Genomic DNA, 18159 nt, shown 5'->3' with positions numbered 1-18159 from the left:
AGACTCAAAGTTATAATGCATTTATGGTGTATAATATTCCATATCTTTATTTTATGGAATGCTTTGAGTGACAAATAAATTCAATTTCTGATGATTCTAGGCATATCAAAGATGAATTTGTTATGATGCAAATATTGAAAATTTCAGTTTATTTGATCATTTCGGGATATAGAAATATGGATTTAAGAATTCAAAAAACAAGACAATTATTAAAAGATGCATTGGTGTCATTAACCTTAGAAAATGGTTATGACCATGTGACAATCAAAGATATTACAAAAAGAGCATCTGTTGGCTATAACACGTATTTTCGACATTACAAAAGCAAAGAAGAATTACTGCATATACTGTTGATGGATGGCTTTGAAAAACTGACACCGATGTTAATAGAATCTAAACAAAATGAAGATGTTTTAGAAAACGAAAAACGCTTATTTAATTTCATAAGCAATAATGAAAGATTAATTCGGGTGCTATTTGAAAGCTGTGCAGATTTACTATACGAGCAAACCAAAAACAAAATCATGACCGGTGAGTTAAATAATATAGGATTTACCAAGCTAAAAGATGAATTAGAACCTCTAGAGTACGACTATATTGTTTGTCAATTTGTACAAAGCACCTTAACCAGTATACGTTGGTGGTTAACTCACAAAGACGATATCAGCATTGTACAAATGGCAAAATTTAACCAAAAAACAATAGGTCATTTTATGCAATGGAAACAAGTTTAATTGAAATGAAAAAAATATTATTTTTATGCAGTCAAAATAAATTAAGAAGCCCAACAGCCGAAGCAATATTTTGTGACGTAGATGGTTGGGATGTAAGATCGGCAGGTTTAAATTCAGGTGCGCAAGTTTATATCAGCAGCGAAGACGTAGAATGGGCTGAATATATTTTTGTGATGGAACAACGTCATAACAAAAAACTGAAACAACAGTTTCGTGAACACATCAAAGATCAGAAAATAATATGTTTGGGTATTCCAGATAATTATAAATTTATGGATGAGCGCTTAATTGAAATTTTGAATAATAAAATACCCAATTATTTAAATTGAAAACTAGGGCATTAAGTTGTCTCGGTCATTCGAAATATAAATGAACACCTGCAACCACATATATTAATATTAACGATACACAAACAATGAACCCATATCGTTTTATTTGTCTAAATTCAGAAGGGTAAAGTGGGTTTCATAAAACCATTAATACGAAAATCACAATTATCCTTTTTGGCGCGCCTAAATTCCATATCCATGATAGAATAAAAACCTTAAAATATGCACTATGAAAGGCCTGACTTTTCTTCGTCGCAGAATTTCGCAACTGTTGAATATTTGTAGATTCGAATGCATTCAAAGATAATATTATAAATAGATCCACTACTTCAAAAAGACAAACCAATGAAATTTACCGAAGCGTTTTTAAATAAAGATTTAATAGTACGTATATTAAAAAAAGGTTATAGCAAACCAACCGATATACAAACACAGGTGTTCGAACCCATATTACAAGGAAAAGACGTCACTGCCAGTGCGCAAACCGGTACAGGTAAAACAGCGGCATTTGTATGGCCAATTTTACAATCTATGCTGTCCCAAGAAAATAACAACAAGCCATTACAAGTAATTGTACTTACCCCAACTCGTGAATTGGCTTATCAAGTATTTGAACAATTTGAATACTTTGCCCAACCATTTAATATTACCCCAGCGTTAATTATTGGTGGCGAAAAAATAGACAAACAAATTGAACAAATTAATCAAGGCGCACAAATTATTGTGGCAACTTTGGGTCGATTAATTGATTTAAACAATCAAGACAAAATCGATTTATCCAACATACAAACCCTAGTGTTAGATGAAGCCGACAGAATGCTAGATTTGGGTTTTGAGCAAGAACTAAAAGAAATCCTAAAATTTTTACCAGCACAAAAACAAACCCTATTATTTTCGGCAACTTATCCAGAATCCATAAAAAGCATCATTAGCCAATATTTAACGGATCCGTTATTTATAAAATCCGCAAAAGAAAACACAGTTAACAAAGACATCAAACAATGGGCTTATGAAATTGACAAAAAAGATAAACCGCAAGCCATAATGCAAATGCTTAATGAATATATAGAATCGCAGGTTATTATTTTTTGTAAAACAAAACGAACGGTCGATTTACTAGAAGGTATTTTGTCAGAGCACGGATTCAGCATTCGAGCCATTCATGCTGACAAATCACAAAACGCGCGCAACAGTGCCATGAAACAATTTAAAAATAAAGAAGTACAAGCCTTAATTGCAACCGACATTGCCGCTCGTGGTCTAGACATCAAGCAATTACCACTGGTGATTAATTACGATTTACCCTTTGTGCCAGAAGACTACATACACAGAATTGGGCGTACAGGACGTGCAGGTAAACAAGGTATTGCCATCTCATTAGTATGCGCCGATCAATTTGACGAACTCGTCGCAATCGAACATTTGCTAACGCATATAATTGAACGAGACATGCTAACCGGATTAGTGCCTAGTCATAATGTGCCAATTTCAAATTTAGACAAACCCAAAGAAAAAGAAGACAAAAATATAACAGACGATGTCGAAATAGAGGCGGGCCAAAAACCGACCCAAAATCCCGGTAAAAAGAAGGGACCACAAAAAAATATTCAAAATGCAAAGCAAAAAGAAAAACCACTATCCAAAAGAGCCAAACAAAAACAAAAAGAATTAAAAGACAAACCGCCTATTAAGAAAAAAGGGTTGGGTTTGGTTCCAAGAAGTAAAAATTTGTAGGGCGTGGATTGTACATCCGCCCTTTTGACATTTACCGAAATCCCAAAGGTTTGAGTTGATATTTAACAAACGAATTGGGCTAACTTCTTCTAAAAGGCCACAAAAAATAGTGGCCTTTTTTGTGAGTAATAATCTAGTTTAAATTTCCTATATCTTATTCTTCTGTCGTAATTTTAAAGAAATAAAAGTAGCGTGATGGTTGCGCAAGATAAGTCCTCAACAAGTGATACTAATCTTTCAATTTTAGATTGTAGTGTTTCTTCCATTTTTTTAATTCCTATTTCGATACTTATACAATGACTTTGGTAAACATAATTATAATTTTATATTCATAAATTAATTTTTTTCTCAAACTATTAAAAAATTCAAAAGTATTGTTCGTAATAATAATTATAAAATATTAGATAGGCACAAAAATGTGGATAACCGAATCAGGATGATTCCATTGAAATTGTTGGTCGTAACATTCAAAGTGGATAAGTGATCTATTAGGATTTAAAGTTAGATTTTGTTCGGGGATAACTTTCTTATAGATTCTATTTATTGTGACTTTTATTAATTCCATAGCACCCAAATGTTGAAAGTAAAGATATTGTCCTGCTTGTAATTGGTAGTAATCAAACCCAGAAAGCCTAGTATTGGATTCTATGGCTGTCATATACACATAACGGTTTTCTGATTTTAAAGTGACGCCGTATTTTTTCCAATTAGTGCCAAGCTTAATATGGTTTGATTTAAGTGCATGATTAAATCGTTGCCATTGCGCAGTGATGATTTTCTGATTTAATGCGTGAGAGGTCGTCAGTTCAACTTGTAGACCATATAGATGTATTGCTTGTTGACTGACGACTTGGTGATGCATGTCATATCCTGATAATTGAATATCGCGTTTATTGATTAATATGTGCTGTATTGGTAATTAACGGCTGATATACAGAATAAAAATAATAAAAGGAATAATTAGCAATGCATAAGTAAGTATTTGAAATGGCGTATTATTCTCATTTACTGTTCTTTGAATATCAAAAGTATTCTCATCTTCAATGCCATTTTGGTTTTGACTGTCACTTTTTTCAGTTGGTCTTTTTCCTGGTTGGCCTTTGAGTGCTTCATTTTGTATTTGAGTTAACTCAACTAATGGCGCTGATTTTTGTTTGGGTTTCCACCAGTCTTTTTTAGGCAATAACCCTTCTTTGGCTTTAAATCGCATGAGTTTTTTGTTTAATAAACTCAATTTATGCGGCTTAACGGGTGCACCGTATTTTTGTTTAATCAATACCACTGCTTTTTGAAGCTCAACCCCTTTAATTGGGTTAACCATATAAACAAAATTCGCATAACCTTCAATAGATGGAATCAATGCACCTTTGCCCCATGATTTATCACCTAGACCGTCTTTATTTATTTGAAATAATAATGCTCTGAATCGTTTAAGGGTTTTACGATCAACAGATAATTTTTCATTAACGACCACGCCTGTGACTTCTTGTTTGTTGTTACTGCGCATCACTCTGGTTTTATCAGGATGCAAAATAAACCCTTCATCGGGAATGATTTGATTCACTCGCCAGAATAATTTTTGTAAATTATGAGCCGTTTTTTGTGAGGACGAAAACGTAAGATCATCGGCATATCGAGTATATTTAAAGCCTAATTGATTACTCATGCCTAGCATTCGTTTATCTAACTTGCGGCATAAAATATTGGTAAGCGCTGGACTAGTCGGTGCGCCTTGAGGTAAAAATCGCTCGCCTTGGTTTCTAAAATACGTTTGATTATCTAATACCACTTCGCAGTTATCTGCTTGTGAGCATAGTAATGCCAAGACTGTTGATATTTTTTCACTGTAACCTAAATTACAAAACACACCTTTAACTCGTTTATAGGTGACAGTAGGAAAAAAATTTTCCAAATCCATATTGATCACTACATCCGCACCCACATGTGGCTCTGCATTAGTGACAATCGATTTACCTGTCACAAATCCATGGGCACAATCATGAATGGCTACTTTCTCTAGAATATTCGTGAGTATCCAATACTGCACGTGTTTTAAACGAGGCATCGGCGCAGAAATTTTGCGAGTGCCACCGGTTTTTTTGGCAATTAAAAATTGTTGATAATGCGAGACTTTGGATACTTTTCTATCATAGGACAAAAAGCGAATTTCGCTGACACTGACGCCAATACTATTGGCTAATGATTCAATATCTTCTATTACAGGTAACGAGTTTGATTTTAATTTATCGCGGTCTGTAAATTTACCGTTAAGCCCAAAAGAGACGTTTTCGCCTAAATAAAGAATGTCTGTAAGGTTCTTCTTAAACCAGTTTTGTGCTTTTTCAAACTTGATTTTTTTGTTCTTAAGTTTGGTCTCTTCTCTATGCAGCAGTGCTTTTTCTTTACGCTCTTTATGGAATGCTTTAAGTAACGACTCAGTAGATTGATATTTATGATGAATTTTTAATAATTGACTGTACTGTTTTTCAAGCTCGCCTTTTCGCTCAATAAACTCTTTTGTCAAACTAGGTTTACCGGTTGATTCATTCCAAAAACCAAGGCGAATCATTTCTTTTAAAATGTATTCGTCTTTACTTGATTGTCTGATTAAATCGTAAAGTTGTTGTCTTGTTAATTTACCAGGTGCACTAGTTTGCATAATGAGCACTCCCATTTTTGCATAAAGGATTAACGCCAGTATTTTCTATACTGAATCTTAAAGGTGGGAGTGTTGGAAACGTAATAGAATCAAAAATAAACGCAGAAAGGATGTGGTGACGCGATCGAATTTCCCTTCGTAGAATTCTCAAGACTGGTCTGATCAGCTCGATGCGTAATAGTGCCCCCATAAACAGTTTGCTCCTCTGGAGCCAAACTGAAACGTTTATGGGGGCACTATTACGCCCAGTAAAGATCAGACTAGTGACGCGTGAGTAGGCTGTAAACAAGAATGGCGATCCACCATTCGGATTGCAAGGTTGTTGATCAGCGCCACCACATTTTGAAATTATAACAGTACTTATATTATTTGAAACATCTAAATTCATTTTATTGATCCTTCAAATAATCGTAATGCAATCATATGCTCACAGGGGCCTTTACTTAATTTATTTACGTTATAAAAATGACAATGACAGTTAGCTTTAATTAGGCGTTGATCAAGATCTAATTCTATAAGTGTCTCAAAAGTATTTCCACTGTCCATGATCGTTCCACTGATTTCAATGGACTCTTGATTTGTTTTTTTATTTTTAATTTTGACTAATTTATGTTGAACGTATCGACTGGCATTTTTTTCTCGTTCATTTTCAAATCTTAATTGATCTAACGGTAAGGGTTCTTGACTTAATTCACGTAAACGATAAACGTTATTGGCTAAATCAAAAATAACCTTGCCTGATTGAGCAAGCAGGCTTAATGCTGAAGTAATGACAGATTTTTCAAGTTGTAGCGTGCGACCTAATGCATTGGCATTGCTGAACCAAACTTTTTTCATTTCGTTATATACAAGTGAAATGGTTTGGCTGTCTACCTCTGCTCGTGGCGCCATTAAGTCAAAGTTGCTCATTTTAGACCAATCATTGGCTGTCCAGCCAGACAATCCTAATGTGAACGATAAATCTCCTAAATCAGCAATAAAAAATGACGGCAAACCCGTGCCCAATAAATTCACAGTAAACTTTTTAGCAATGGGAATTAAACGCTCCAAAATCATTAAGCGTCTTCTACCCCATATTCTAATTTCCCGTGGATCAGCGCCTTTATAAATAGAGCGCTTGCATATTACCTCATGATTCCAAGGCTCAAAAACTGCTTTAATTGGCTGGCCGAGTGTGAGTTCAAAGCGGATGGATCTTGGGCCTTGATCTTCTTTTTGTCTTTTTAATACAAACAGAAAATTGTGGATATCCATAGGGTGTAATTCAAAACTGACCATCGGTAATGTCATGGCCGAGCTAACTTGTAAAAATCCCCTCACCCAACTATCGGGTAAGTCTATTTTTTGTTCGTTATATTTTTCTTCGTGTTGTGTTTGAACATCAAACCCTGTTGGGTCAATTTTAAATTGTGTATCTTTATAATCACGTATTTTTTGAAATTCGTTATACAGCTCAGCTGAGTAATCAATATTAGTTGTGCCACATTCAAAGTCAGTAATGTTTTTGAATACATCTAAATTACAGCTTAATTTTCCGTAACTGGACTCATCTTGACTAAAACATTCAAAAAATACTTGATCAGGATGCACAGTGATAACCGGATCTAAAACAAACCATGCGTTGTAATCGTTTTTATATAGATACTTAAAATAGGCATTTTGCGCTTTATAATAAGGTGTTAATAGATTGTTTTGTTGCTTGCGTAATGCGAATAATTCTTTACCAACGGCATCTAATTGAAGTTGATTTTCATTTTTACCAATTGCAGATTGAGCCAAATAATTAGACTCTTCTTGTTCTAACCATTGAAAATATTCTTCTCTGTTTTTTGGCTGAAAACGTAAATCAGCAACCACTACATCATGCAATGCTCCCATTGCTTCGCGAAACAATATATTTTGTGCTAAGTCTGCCACAAAATAAGTAGGGCTTCTTAGTGTATCAGGAGCAAAATTCATTTGAGTTTGTTTTGCGTCACTTGAAACATTTGATTGACCAAAATACTTATAATCAAACTGCATGATGTTTCCCCTTCAACTTAAGTGGTTTTGTTTTTAATGTGGGTAACTCAATAGGAATTTCTACATCAGGATAGGTATTTTTGATTTGCACCATGGCATCGATGTATTTTTCTAAATCCATAGTACTGATCGTCACTGAATGATGAGCGAGAATTTCAGCTGAAAACACAGCTATTTCTTTTCTCTTAATTGATTCAGTCATTAAAAAATTCATGACACGATTTTTACTGACTCTTGCTTTATATACGCTAGATAACACCGTCATAAAAAACCATTTTAAACTTATGATTTTTTCTGGATTGTTTGTTGCAAAATCATTTAGAAATTGAGTTGAAAATAATTGCACGTTTTTGCTTGGATGTTGGCTCAATTTTGATAAATACTCAGGACCATCTTCTTGCTTAAAGAATTTTAAAATTAAGTCTCGTCCCATCTTTTGTATTTTTTCATTGTTATTGTCACAAAGACTCACTAATAATTGGCAATTCCAATCGGCATCTTGAAACTCACATTTGAAATAGTCTAAAGCAAAATCAATTACATGATCCCATTTACTATTTAATATACGCAAACCATCAATTTGTGATTGTTTAATTGCCGTGACATTATGTTTGTAATATTCAATGGAATGATTTCGAATATTCACTAATTTATGATTCGTTAAAATAGCGTATTGTTTCACTGAAAAAGTAATGGATGAATTATGCTTGATACAATATTGCGCAATGAAGTTCGCCGCATTGGATTTAGCAGAAATCAAACGCCAAATAGTATCTGTATCTAACGCATTTAATGAGGGTTGTAAAATTTCTGTAAATAAAGAGGTTAAATGATCATGGGACGATTCGTAAATTTCAGATAGGAATAAGTCTGGAAATAATAATTGAAATACATCATTTGAAAAAGATTCAGAATCGTTAGCTAATGTTTGAATAATGTTAAATGCAGCTTCGCGACAAAATGAAATATCCGTTCGCCAAAAATTAACTAATTTATCCGCCTCTTTAAGTAATACCGATTTATCTTGTAAGCCAAATATTTCAATTAATAAACCTTTCATTTCTGGTGAATTCGAACCCTCGATCATCGCGTATCGTTCAGGCTTTAATATGGTTTTATATTGTTTGTTAGCCACAGTCAGCTTAACGGCAATTATTTTTAATGTTTCTAAGTGACTATTATAAAAAGAATCAATGATGCTGGTCGGCATGACATACAAGTAATTTGAAAAATGTAACGATAACAACGTAAACACATCTGGCATAATTAAAGCGATGCGCTTTTCTTTTAAGGTTACGATGGATTGTAAAAACGACACAAAAAATTCACTTTTTTCTTTATCGCTAAAATTAAATGATTCAAAATTATCAATATAGAACGATCTGAGTGTTTGGCTTTTGGATTGTAATAAAAACAGGGGCGCTTTTTTGAATTGTTTAAACTGGGTTATATTTGATTTAATCCACTCGCAGCTATATGAGTGAATGTCATCACATCGTGTATTAATAAACGCATAAAAAATGACTTCTTTGTGTTTGTCATTTTCAAATAATGTTTTCAATAACTCAAATGCAAATATTTGAGTTTGCTCAAAGGACGATTTAAGTAATGTTAATAATGACTCCAGAGCAATGGTTTGACAAAATTCAGTGTTAGTAATAATGGCTTTAATAGCAAAGTCATGAACTTGGCTACACTTGCTTTTTAATAACAGTGACAATAATTTTTCGGGCTGTTGGTCCCATAATTCTGGAAAAGCTTCGCTTCTATTTTGTTCAGCCTCTTCGCTGTGGCTGCTCCAAATTTTACCAGATAGACCAATGCTGGTTAGCTCGCTGTGTTTATACAAAATATAATTAAACGCTAAATATTTCGAAAATTCACTAAAATATGAAGTACTGGTTACTTCATATTGACGCGTTTGGTGAACATATTGTTTATTCTCGACCTTACTTTTTGCATTGCCTTCACCATCTTTCATGGATACTAAAATTTCAAATGCTAAATCCACAAAATGTGAGCTGCCCGTTTCACCATATTTACGAACGGTTCGTTGAGAGCGTTTTCTTAAGTACACTCTTGTGTCCGATTTTAAAGGTTCTCTCCAATTGCTTATATCTGCAGATTCAATTTTCAACGTAATTAAAGCAAACATTTTATGGTCATTTCTTAATTCACTCAGTTTTAAGATATGCCTAATGGGTTTGAATGCATTTTGTTTATTCACTTTTATATTGCTGATTATTTGAGTGACGGCGTCATAACAACAAGTGGATTGCAGTGCCAGGGAATATAGTAATTGCAAATAATTCGTTTCTTTGTCGACATTAATAAGCTCAACCAATGTTTGCGTGTCACCATTATCCATCGCAGTTTGCGCTTTTTTAGATAATTGATCATATATGTTTTGAAAGCGTTCAGTTTTATTTTCGATTGAATCCAGACGCAGTAACCCATCTAACGCTACGCGTTGTATTTTTGCATCTTTATGCTTTGTGAATGATTCGAGCGTCGATTCATGAGAGGCATCCGCACAGCGCGCTAATGTCCAAGCAATGCTGTAATCAAGCATTGCATCTTGAGTGCCAATCAGTTGGATGATTTTATCTGCAGACTCGCTTATGTTTAACAAACCTGCGCGCCATATAATTCGATTTAACGGCCAGTGTTTTGGTGGTGTGTCGATGTAATTTAAAATCACTTGGTGTCTAGGGTCGACATTCGATTCAATGTTGGTTGATTTTTGGACAGTTAGATCGGATATCTCAGAATTTTGATTTGTGTCGAGGTAGCCTTTATTTAATTTGGACACCAATAAACTATTAAATATGTCTTCCGCTTTCTCAAGCTCAACAGGCTCGTCTGTTTTACTGCCTTCTCTTAAATTAGCACCAAAACGTCCATAGCGAAAATTAACGAAATATTCGTTTTTATCGGACAATTGACATAAATCAATTTCATAAACTTTATCGGACTTACCTTCGGTAAATCTCAGTTGGGTATGTTTAATGATTTTCATTTATATCGATCCTTTAAAAAATGAGCCAGTTTAATTCTTGGCTGAGTAAATATCAATTAACTAACAATATGCGATCACTTATCCACATAATTTTAAGATAGTGTCAAAAAGTAGTGACGAAAAGTTAGTTAAAATCTGTATCTTGTTGCCAGTTTGTTTGTTTAGCCCAAAGCTTTGCTGCAGCATACACTGTATCCATATAAGGATCTTTAATCGCGTAATACGCATTGGCATCATTACTAAAATGCTTAGCTAATTCTATTTTGATTTGTGCGTAGGCTCTTTTCGTATGTACATCACTTCGAAGGTAGTCTCTAAATAATAACGGATACTCTTGATTAATGCGTCCAATTTGCCTGACATGAATATGCACCCGGCGCTGCCCTACTGCTTGTTGAAAGAACTTCTTTTTAAGCTCGATTGAATCTGCATCTAACCCCACTAAATTATCGCAGATGGCTTCGTCTCTAAACACAAAACCGACTGACGTTAGTTTTTGTTCAATCGCTGTATTTGAAACATCATCGACGCTTATTTGAATGTCAATGACGTCTTTTGCAGCCAAAGCATCTATGGATGTTGAGCCGATATGATCAATTCGTAACGCAATTTTATCCAGTAATGAGCGTAATTGTTTTGCGATTGTTTGATATTCATTTGGCCAGTTTGGATTGTAGGGTGTGATTTGTATTAAAGACATTAGCTTTGCCGTTTTTATATTTATTAGAATATTAACATGAATTGATTTTGGCATTCATTATAGCTCGACTCTTTATTAGATTATCCGTATAGTTTTTTGAAATTTTTATTGGAGCGGTAACTAAATGGAAAATGATATTAAAAAGGTATCAAAATATCTGAGTTATATTTTAAGGCATAAACCTGAAGAGATAGGCTTAGTTTTGGATGAAAATGGCTGGGGCTTAATAAGTGATTTAATTTCGAAAACCACTTCATTTAATTTAACGTTAGATCTTTTGCAAATAGTGGTTGAAACAAACGATAAGCAAAGATTTGCTATTGACCCAGTTACAGAGATGATTCGCGCAAATCAAGGGCATTCTATTGATGTTGACCTTGCTTTAGCAGCGATTGAGCCCCCTGAATTTTTACTGCATGGGTCTGCTGAAAAATTTGCCTCTTCAATAATTGAAAACGGTTTAAAAAAACAAAATCGACATCATGTTCATTTGTCGCAAACCGCTTCTGTCGCAAAATCAGTTGGTGGTCGATATGGAAAACCTGTTTTATTTACAGTGAAGGCTAAACTTATGTTTGATGATGGTTTCAAGTTTTATAAAACGGTCAATCACGTTTGGCTTGTAAGCGATGTACCTGCGAAATATTTGATTAAACATAATGCTTAGTAATATTAGGATTTAAATTGATTGATCAATCTTTGTGCATTACGTATTTAAAATTAGCTCTAAGAAATGTATCCACAGAAGCCAAAGCGCAATCCAGTCGGCGATACTTTCCTCATGGTATAAATTGTATCGGAGCAAACGCGGGTGATATCAAACAACTCATTGCTGATTTTTATGCACATTATCCAAACGTAAGCGCAAATGAGGCGCTGGCTATTACGGAATTCATGCTTGAAAATATTGAGTGTCATGAAGAAGTTTTAGTGGCCTTTGCATTGATTAATAAATTTGTAAAAAAACATTATAACGATGATCTACTATTGCGTTTTGAATATTGGCTTGAGCATTACACCAATAATTGGGCTCAAGTGGATGACCTATGTATCAAAACGATTTATCATTTTTTAATGGCGCGCCCACATCTTATTGAACAAACGCAGCATTGGGTTCATTCTGATGTTTCTTGGTGTCGTCGGGCCAGTAATGTGGTTTGGGTAAAATTCATTAAACGTAAAATAGGTAAAACGGTTTATTATTTAGATAAAGAACTAGTATTTAAAAATTGTGATTTATTACTGGATGACAGTGATGAGTTTGTGCAAAAAAGTGTGGGCTGGTTGTTAAAGGCAACTTCTTTACATCATGAACAAGCTGTAGTTGATTTTATTCAGCAACATTCTATAAGGTTTGCTAGGGCAACATTAAGGTATGCTATTGAAAAAATGGATGTTGAATTAAGACAGAAAATACTAGCACTATATTGAAGTTAAAATGATTAAATGCACATAATTCAACACGTTTATATTGAGTCAGGATACAATAATGGAAAAAATAACAATAGCAAAATTTTACTATTTAATTCAAGTCGGTTTCGTTTTAGCGGCAATGAACTCAAAAAGGATGAACCCAAAAAGAACCCAAAAAGACATCCACTTTCAAGAATGGCAAAAAGCTACTTTTATGATTTGTTAATACACGAGAGCCAGCTCTCACCTTCTGCTACTAACTAAATACTTCCATAACCTGTCAGAAAAAGCCTCTGGAAGTCATTACTAAAATTGATTCAATAATCACCCATCAATTCGACCAGAGAGTCAGTGCCCAATGCTTTGAGTCATAAAAAAACCAGTCTGGTTTGTAGGACTCCATCGGGAATACTAATAGTGAAATTTATACTTAGGGAATCTCTGATTTAGAAAGATAAATTCAGGCTTTCAGAAATTTTACTAATCGAGGCATGCTTTTGAAAGAATAACTGGTTATTTTGAAAAAGCGTAACGAAGAGTAGTGAGATTTCTGAATGCCCCGTAGGGCGAGCCATTTAGGCACAAATTGCTTTGTTGATCGTCTCGAAAAGGACCCGTCATTTCGCTTCGACGATCGCCGCGCACTTTGTGCCTAAATGACTCGCTGAAAAAATCTTTCTAATTCAGAGGTTCCTTAGTAATCCATTCCAATGAAAAATTTTCTAGCATGACTTCAATTGCTCGGCATTTTTGTTGATATTACTCTTTATGTTTGTTTGTTGAGCTAGCAAACCAGAAAACACCCACAGAATAAACGCAAAAAAGTTATTAAAAATCAATTCCTGTTAAAACCCTGTGCCCTATTTTCTTTACTATTAATTTGATACTATCAGCGCAAACTTAAATAGGATTGATCACGAAATTCAAGGCATGTATTTCGCGTAGTTTTGTCAATCTAATAATTTTTTGGAATCTAACACTACAGAGATAAACTATGAATCTATTAAAACCTGCTGGTGCATTACTGCTTTCAGCGTCGATGACTTTTACATCTTGCGATTTTATAATCGATCCTAGCCCAACTGACACAACCTCAGACACTGCAACTTCAACTACAACTGCAACTATAACCAATTCAGACACTGATACTGGCTCAACTACAAATACTGGATCAGAAACACAGACTGGTTCAATAACTGACACAAACTCGTTAACCAATACCGAGTCAGTAACTCAAACTTCGACAACGACAAATACCGGTTCAATAACTAATACAGAATCAAATACACAAACTACTACGCAGACTACTACGCAAACTACGACAGTCACAAATACTGAGTCATCAACTCAGACAGATTCAAATACCGAAACCCTAATTGATATCGAAAAATCTTCCAGTCAAATTTTGCAATCTCAAGTCACCACGTCTAATTACACAGTAGAAATCGGCGAGGACAATTATTTAGAATTAGTAATGCAATTAGATATTGTATTGGCTGAAATTCAATTACATTTTGATCAATTGCTATTTAATTCGGACATTCAAAGTAGTGAAATGATTAATTCAGTGGTATATGAAAAAAGCACATTATCGTGCCCGATTTCAGGTGAGGTTGATTTACTTACTGACCCGAATGATTCATATATAATTATTCGATCTAATAATTGCGTTACAAATAATGGTGAATTGTTCATTGAAGCTGAAGGCGTTAATGAAAATTTTCAATATAAAATTCAAATGACAATCGACAATGAGTTCTATGATGTCAAACTCGCATCAAAAACAGAAGCAGGTATTGAAATATCTGAAGGGTTTCTCACTGCCTCGGATACAGGGTCTTTTTTAGTTCGTGAAATATCAGACGATAATAATAATATTTTAAGAAATGTATACGGTGCAAACAGTTCATATGCTGAACAAATTTCTATTGATCAGTTTGATGAGTTTGAAAAAATTTGTGCCCAAACATTCGATGTAAATAATATTGTTATTTCAACCGATAATTGTGAAAGTTATCAACATATTATTTCAATTGATGGTCAGTGGTATCATTCCGGAGGGAAAAATAAAGATTCTGTTGATAACAGCATGTATGCATTAATTGTGAATACGCAGGCAGATTTTGTCATTGAATTAGCGTCGTCGATTGATACTTATTTATATTTATTGGACAGTAATTCAAATATAATTTTAACAAATTATGATGCCAAATCAATTAATGAAAGTAACGATTTAGTAAACTCTAGAATTTCAACAAACTTGGAACAAGGTATTTATTTTGTTGTAGCGGCAACTTATTCAGAAGGAGCCTCTGGAGGTTATCAAGTTATTTTGCATTCTAATAATGAGACAGCTGGAGAATTAATTCTTGTTCGAGAAGCAAATAATCCTACAAATACAGATACAGATACAGATACTTTTACAAATACAGAAACTCATACAGAAACAGACATATCTGAAATTTCATTAACAGGCCAGTGGTTAAGTTCAGGTGGTCAAAATCCTCAATCATTGGGTAATTCAAGCTATTTGTTGGAAGTATATGAGCAAAGTGAAATACAAATAGATTTAACCTCTTCATCAGATGCCTATTTATATTTATTAGATTCAAATAATAATATTATTGCTCAAAATGATGATTTTAATAATACTAATTCTAGAGTCACTGTTGCATTAGAAACAGGCTTATACTATGTGATTGCTGCAACGTATTCTAAATATAGTTCTGATAGTTTTATAATCACCGCCGCTTCTGAAACGATTGATTCATTTAACCTAACCTTGAATCGAGCCGCACAGTTAATTCAATCAATAGATCCAACAGCAGTTATCTTACAAAATGGATCTATACTCACATCGAATTCAACTGATCCTAATAATGAAGAACTTACTTATTCGTGGCATATAAATCTAGGGGACGATCATCTTGAACTAAGCACAGAGTCTATTGTTGATTTAAGTAATTTAAATATCAACGGGCCGGTGTTTATCAGCTTGAATGTTTACAACGAAAGTGGCGGTTCTGATTATACTTATATTATTTATGATTTCGGTTTGGATGATCTTATTTATGAAATAGAAAATATAAATGGTGGTTGGATTAATTCAGGAATCACAAGTGTCAATTCTACAGGCAATTCAGTATATGAATTAACAGTGACACAAGATGCGCAGTATTTTATTTTAGATAGTTCAAATACATCATCCTCTCCTTTTTATTATTTAATGAACGATGAGAATGAAATCATCGATCAATCATCAAATAGACCAACCCAAATTGGCATCGGACGTTATTTAACAGCTGGCACATATAAGATAATTGTTGATAGTTGGGTTGAATATTCAAGTGAAGACTTTTCGTTTAGTGTCATTTCAGATGTGGAAAATTCTGGATCGGTTTCAATACTATCTGAAGGAATTGACGACGGTGTGAGCTTAGCTTTAGGACAGGTATATACTTCAGACTTTATAAATGGCGCAACTGTTTGTTTAGATTCAAATAACAATGGTGCATGTGATACTGGAGAGTTTTCAGAGATCACTTCTGAATCTGGAAGTTATGAAATTGTTGCGCCTTCTTTAATTGAAGGCAATGTGCTGCGTGCAAATAATTACTCTGTGATTGTTGAAATTCCACTTACAGCAACTTATGAATACACAGGTGATGCTCTTACACAAGCGTTAGTGCTTACTGCACCAGAGGGGGAATATGAATTTATATCCCCAATGACTACATTAATAAAAGCCTTTCGTGTAAAAAATCCACTTCAAACAATTGACCAAACAAAAAATGAAATTGTAAATATTCTAAAATTAAATCAGGGGTTTGATTCATTAAATCACAATTATCCTGTGTCACAGATTACGACCTTTGAGCATGAAAAATTTTCAGCCGTCTCTCAAATTGTCGCTATTGAAATGTCCGAGGCTTTAGAGTCCGCATTATTAATTGAAAGTGAAAACGAAGATGTAGATTTTAGCGATCAACAATTATTTTTACACAGCGTTATTGGCAACCAAATATTTGAACAGTTAAATTTTATAATAACTGAATTAAATATTGTGATTGATTTACATTCTGATTTTACTCAGGCAGATATTTTAGAAATCAGTAATAGAATTGATTCAACATTTAATAAAAATGATCTAATAGCAAGCATGCTTGAAATTGAAACAATTAATGCAAGCACAATTGAAATTAATACCTACGGTAATTATGGAAATTATTTTGATGAATTATCAGCTGAAATATTTAATCATTCAGGTGTTAATTATAAATATAATACTAACGATTGGGGTGGACAACATAATAAATTAGCACTGACATTAACCGTTGGATCAGGCGCTGGGGATATTGAATTAATTGATACAGGCAAGGTGGGTAGTTTTTCTCAAACTGATGCATTGTTAGATTTAACGACTGAATTTGCTCCCTTTAAAGACGACATGGTCAGTTATGCTGTTTCACAAGGCCAAAACGCACTTGGCCAACAGGTGGCTATTCCACTTGATTTAGGACCAGGCACTGCATTTTATCGTCGAGATTATATGGAGGATTTAGGGTTTGATTTAACGAGCGTTATGACAAGTTGGGGCTCTTGGTTATCTTATGGGTATATCTTAAGAGATCAACACGGCGTATATTTAGTTTCTAATGCTGATGGTGTTGCGCGTGCGATGATTTATTCCAATATAGATGCTGGGGATGGTGTGTATACTGGCCCAAATAATGAAATCTTAATTGAAAGTCAACGTTTTGTTGAAGCCTTTACTTTGGCAAAAGTAATAAGAGATTCAGGTTTAGATGCCAATACAGGCATGTGGAATGACAACTGGTATGATGGATTTAAAGAAGGACACTTTGCAATGGAGTTGCAAGGTGCGTGGTTACTTGGACACCTAGAAGGCTGGATTGCACCAGAAACAGCTGGTTTGTGGGGGGCATCAAATTTACCAAATGGTGTCTATGGTTCATGGGGTGGATCATTTGCGGCGATCCCTACTCAATCAAGCGACAAAAAAGATCTTGCATGGGAAGTGATTGAATATATGATCAGCGCGCAAGCTCAATTAACTGCATTTGAAAACTGGGCAATGTTTCCAGCTAATACAACAACGTACTCTGATGAATTATTTGATGAGCCAATTGCATTTTTAAATGACCAGCCAGCTCGTGCATTGTTTGCTGATATTGCAAATAATATTACACCTGTGACACCAGGGCCGTTTGATGATATTGGCGAAACGATAGTATTTGATGCATTACAAGAAGTACTTGTGGATGGTCGTGATGTTTCAGAAGCCCTTGAAGAGGCTGCTCAAAAATTAGCACTTAAAATACAAGAATAAAATGTGATGTAAAATAAATGAAAAAGAGCGATACAAATGCATCGCTCTTTTTTATTAAAATACTTGAATAGATCGTCTAATTTCCTCCAAAAGATTATAAATACATGGTTATTTTAGTTTGCAAAAACCTAGTTTTATTCCCAAGAAATTCTCTCTATCCGATTTAACCAATAACCCTTTTGCGTCCACTATGTTAAAT

At 34.2% G+C, this 18159-nt stretch carries 11 protein-coding genes; 6 read left to right on the top strand and 5 right to left on the bottom strand.

Features of this window, described 5'->3' with window-relative positions:
* The first annotated feature begins 122 nt into the window (after positions 1-122).
* The 3 genes from TYM08_RS19870 (at position 123) to TYM08_RS19860 (ending at position 2797) form a co-directional block, all read left to right on the top strand.
* Positions 123-734: a TetR/AcrR family transcriptional regulator gene (locus TYM08_RS19870; RefSeq protein WP_422380899.1), complete on the top strand. Its 612-nt coding sequence runs from the start codon at positions 123-125 to the stop codon at positions 732-734.
* A gap of 5 nt (positions 735-739) precedes the next feature.
* Entirely contained in the window at positions 740-1063 is a 324-nt protein-coding gene (locus tag TYM08_RS19865; protein WP_422380898.1) for a low molecular weight protein tyrosine phosphatase family protein, read from the top strand.
* Between the two features lie 345 nt (positions 1064-1408).
* Positions 1409-2797, top strand: coding sequence for a DEAD/DEAH box helicase (locus tag TYM08_RS19860; RefSeq protein ID WP_422380897.1), 1389 nt, complete (start codon positions 1409-1411; stop codon positions 2795-2797).
* A 400-nt stretch (positions 2798-3197) separates the two neighbouring features.
* On the opposite strand, the gene TYM08_RS19855 is transcribed toward TYM08_RS19860, so the two are convergent.
* From TYM08_RS19855 to TYM08_RS19835, 5 genes are all read right to left on the bottom strand, one after another.
* On the bottom strand, positions 3198-3659 hold the full coding sequence (locus TYM08_RS19855) for a GyrI-like domain-containing protein (protein ID WP_422380896.1): 462 nt from the start codon (positions 3657-3659) through the stop codon (positions 3198-3200).
* Between the two features lie 57 nt (positions 3660-3716).
* Positions 3717-5456, bottom strand: coding sequence for a reverse transcriptase family protein (locus tag TYM08_RS19850; RefSeq protein WP_422380895.1), 1740 nt, complete (start codon positions 5454-5456; stop codon positions 3717-3719).
* A gap of 384 nt (positions 5457-5840) precedes the next feature.
* Complete coding sequence (locus TYM08_RS19845; protein ID WP_422380894.1) at positions 5841-7478, bottom strand: SWIM zinc finger family protein; 1638 nt, start codon at positions 7476-7478, stop codon at positions 5841-5843.
* The gene (locus tag TYM08_RS19840) at positions 7468-10497 is read right to left on the bottom strand and encodes a WGR domain-containing protein (RefSeq protein ID WP_422380893.1); all 3030 of its coding nucleotides are present in this window, start codon (positions 10495-10497) and stop codon (positions 7468-7470) included. Before TYM08_RS19840 ends, TYM08_RS19845 begins: the two co-directional genes overlap by 11 nt.
* A 124-nt stretch (positions 10498-10621) precedes the next feature.
* Positions 10622-11197 carry a GrpB family protein gene (locus tag TYM08_RS19835; protein WP_422380892.1) on the bottom strand — a complete coding sequence of 192 codons (576 nt, stop codon included), beginning with the start codon at positions 11195-11197 and terminating at the stop codon, positions 10622-10624.
* Positions 11198-11321: 124 nt separating this feature from the next.
* On the opposite strand from TYM08_RS19835, the gene TYM08_RS19830 reads away from it, so the two are divergent.
* The 3 genes from TYM08_RS19830 to TYM08_RS19820 all read left to right on the top strand — a co-directional run bounded on the left by TYM08_RS19830 (position 11322) and on the right by TYM08_RS19820 (position 17960).
* On the top strand, positions 11322-11864 hold the full coding sequence (locus TYM08_RS19830; protein ID WP_422380891.1) for an RNA 2'-phosphotransferase: 543 nt from the start codon (positions 11322-11324) through the stop codon (positions 11862-11864).
* A gap of 17 nt (positions 11865-11881) precedes the next feature.
* Positions 11882-12628, top strand: a complete 747-nt coding sequence (locus TYM08_RS19825) for a DNA alkylation repair protein (RefSeq protein WP_422380890.1) — start codon at positions 11882-11884, stop codon at positions 12626-12628.
* A 976-nt stretch (positions 12629-13604) separates the two neighbouring features.
* Complete coding sequence (locus TYM08_RS19820) at positions 13605-17960, top strand: extracellular solute-binding protein (RefSeq protein WP_422380889.1); 4356 nt, start codon at positions 13605-13607, stop codon at positions 17958-17960.
* The last annotated feature ends 199 nt before the right edge of the window (positions 17961-18159 follow it).

It is taken from the genome of Marinicellulosiphila megalodicopiae (assembly GCF_045862395.1).
Lineage (GTDB): Bacteria > Pseudomonadota > Gammaproteobacteria > Pseudomonadales > Natronospirillaceae > Marinicellulosiphila > Marinicellulosiphila megalodicopiae.
This window is presented reverse-complemented; position numbering and strand designations above follow the sequence as displayed.

Bases quoted from the DNA above. Each gene is read 5' to 3' on its own strand.
- TYM08_RS19870 (WP_422380899.1), top strand. From the start codon at position 123: ATGATGCAAATATTGAAAATTTCAGTTTATTTGATCATTTCGGGATAT.
- TYM08_RS19865 (WP_422380898.1), top strand. From the start codon at position 740: ATGAAAAAAATATTATTTTTATGCAGTCAAAATAAATTAAGAAGCCCA.
- TYM08_RS19860 (WP_422380897.1), top strand. From the start codon at position 1,409: ATGAAATTTACCGAAGCGTTTTTAAATAAAGATTTAATAGTACGTATA.
- TYM08_RS19855 (WP_422380896.1), bottom strand. From the start codon at position 3,659: ATGCATCACCAAGTCGTCAGTCAACAAGCAATACATCTATATGGTCTA.
- TYM08_RS19850 (WP_422380895.1), bottom strand. From the start codon at position 5,456: ATGCAAACTAGTGCACCTGGTAAATTAACAAGACAACAACTTTACGAT.
- TYM08_RS19845 (WP_422380894.1), bottom strand. From the start codon at position 7,478: ATGCAGTTTGATTATAAGTATTTTGGTCAATCAAATGTTTCAAGTGAC.
- TYM08_RS19840 (WP_422380893.1), bottom strand. From the start codon at position 10,497: ATGAAAATCATTAAACATACCCAACTGAGATTTACCGAAGGTAAGTCC.
- TYM08_RS19835 (WP_422380892.1), bottom strand. From the start codon at position 11,197: ATGTCTTTAATACAAATCACACCCTACAATCCAAACTGGCCAAATGAA.
- TYM08_RS19830 (WP_422380891.1), top strand. From the start codon at position 11,322: ATGGAAAATGATATTAAAAAGGTATCAAAATATCTGAGTTATATTTTA.
- TYM08_RS19820 (WP_422380889.1), top strand. From the start codon at position 13,605: ATGAATCTATTAAAACCTGCTGGTGCATTACTGCTTTCAGCGTCGATG.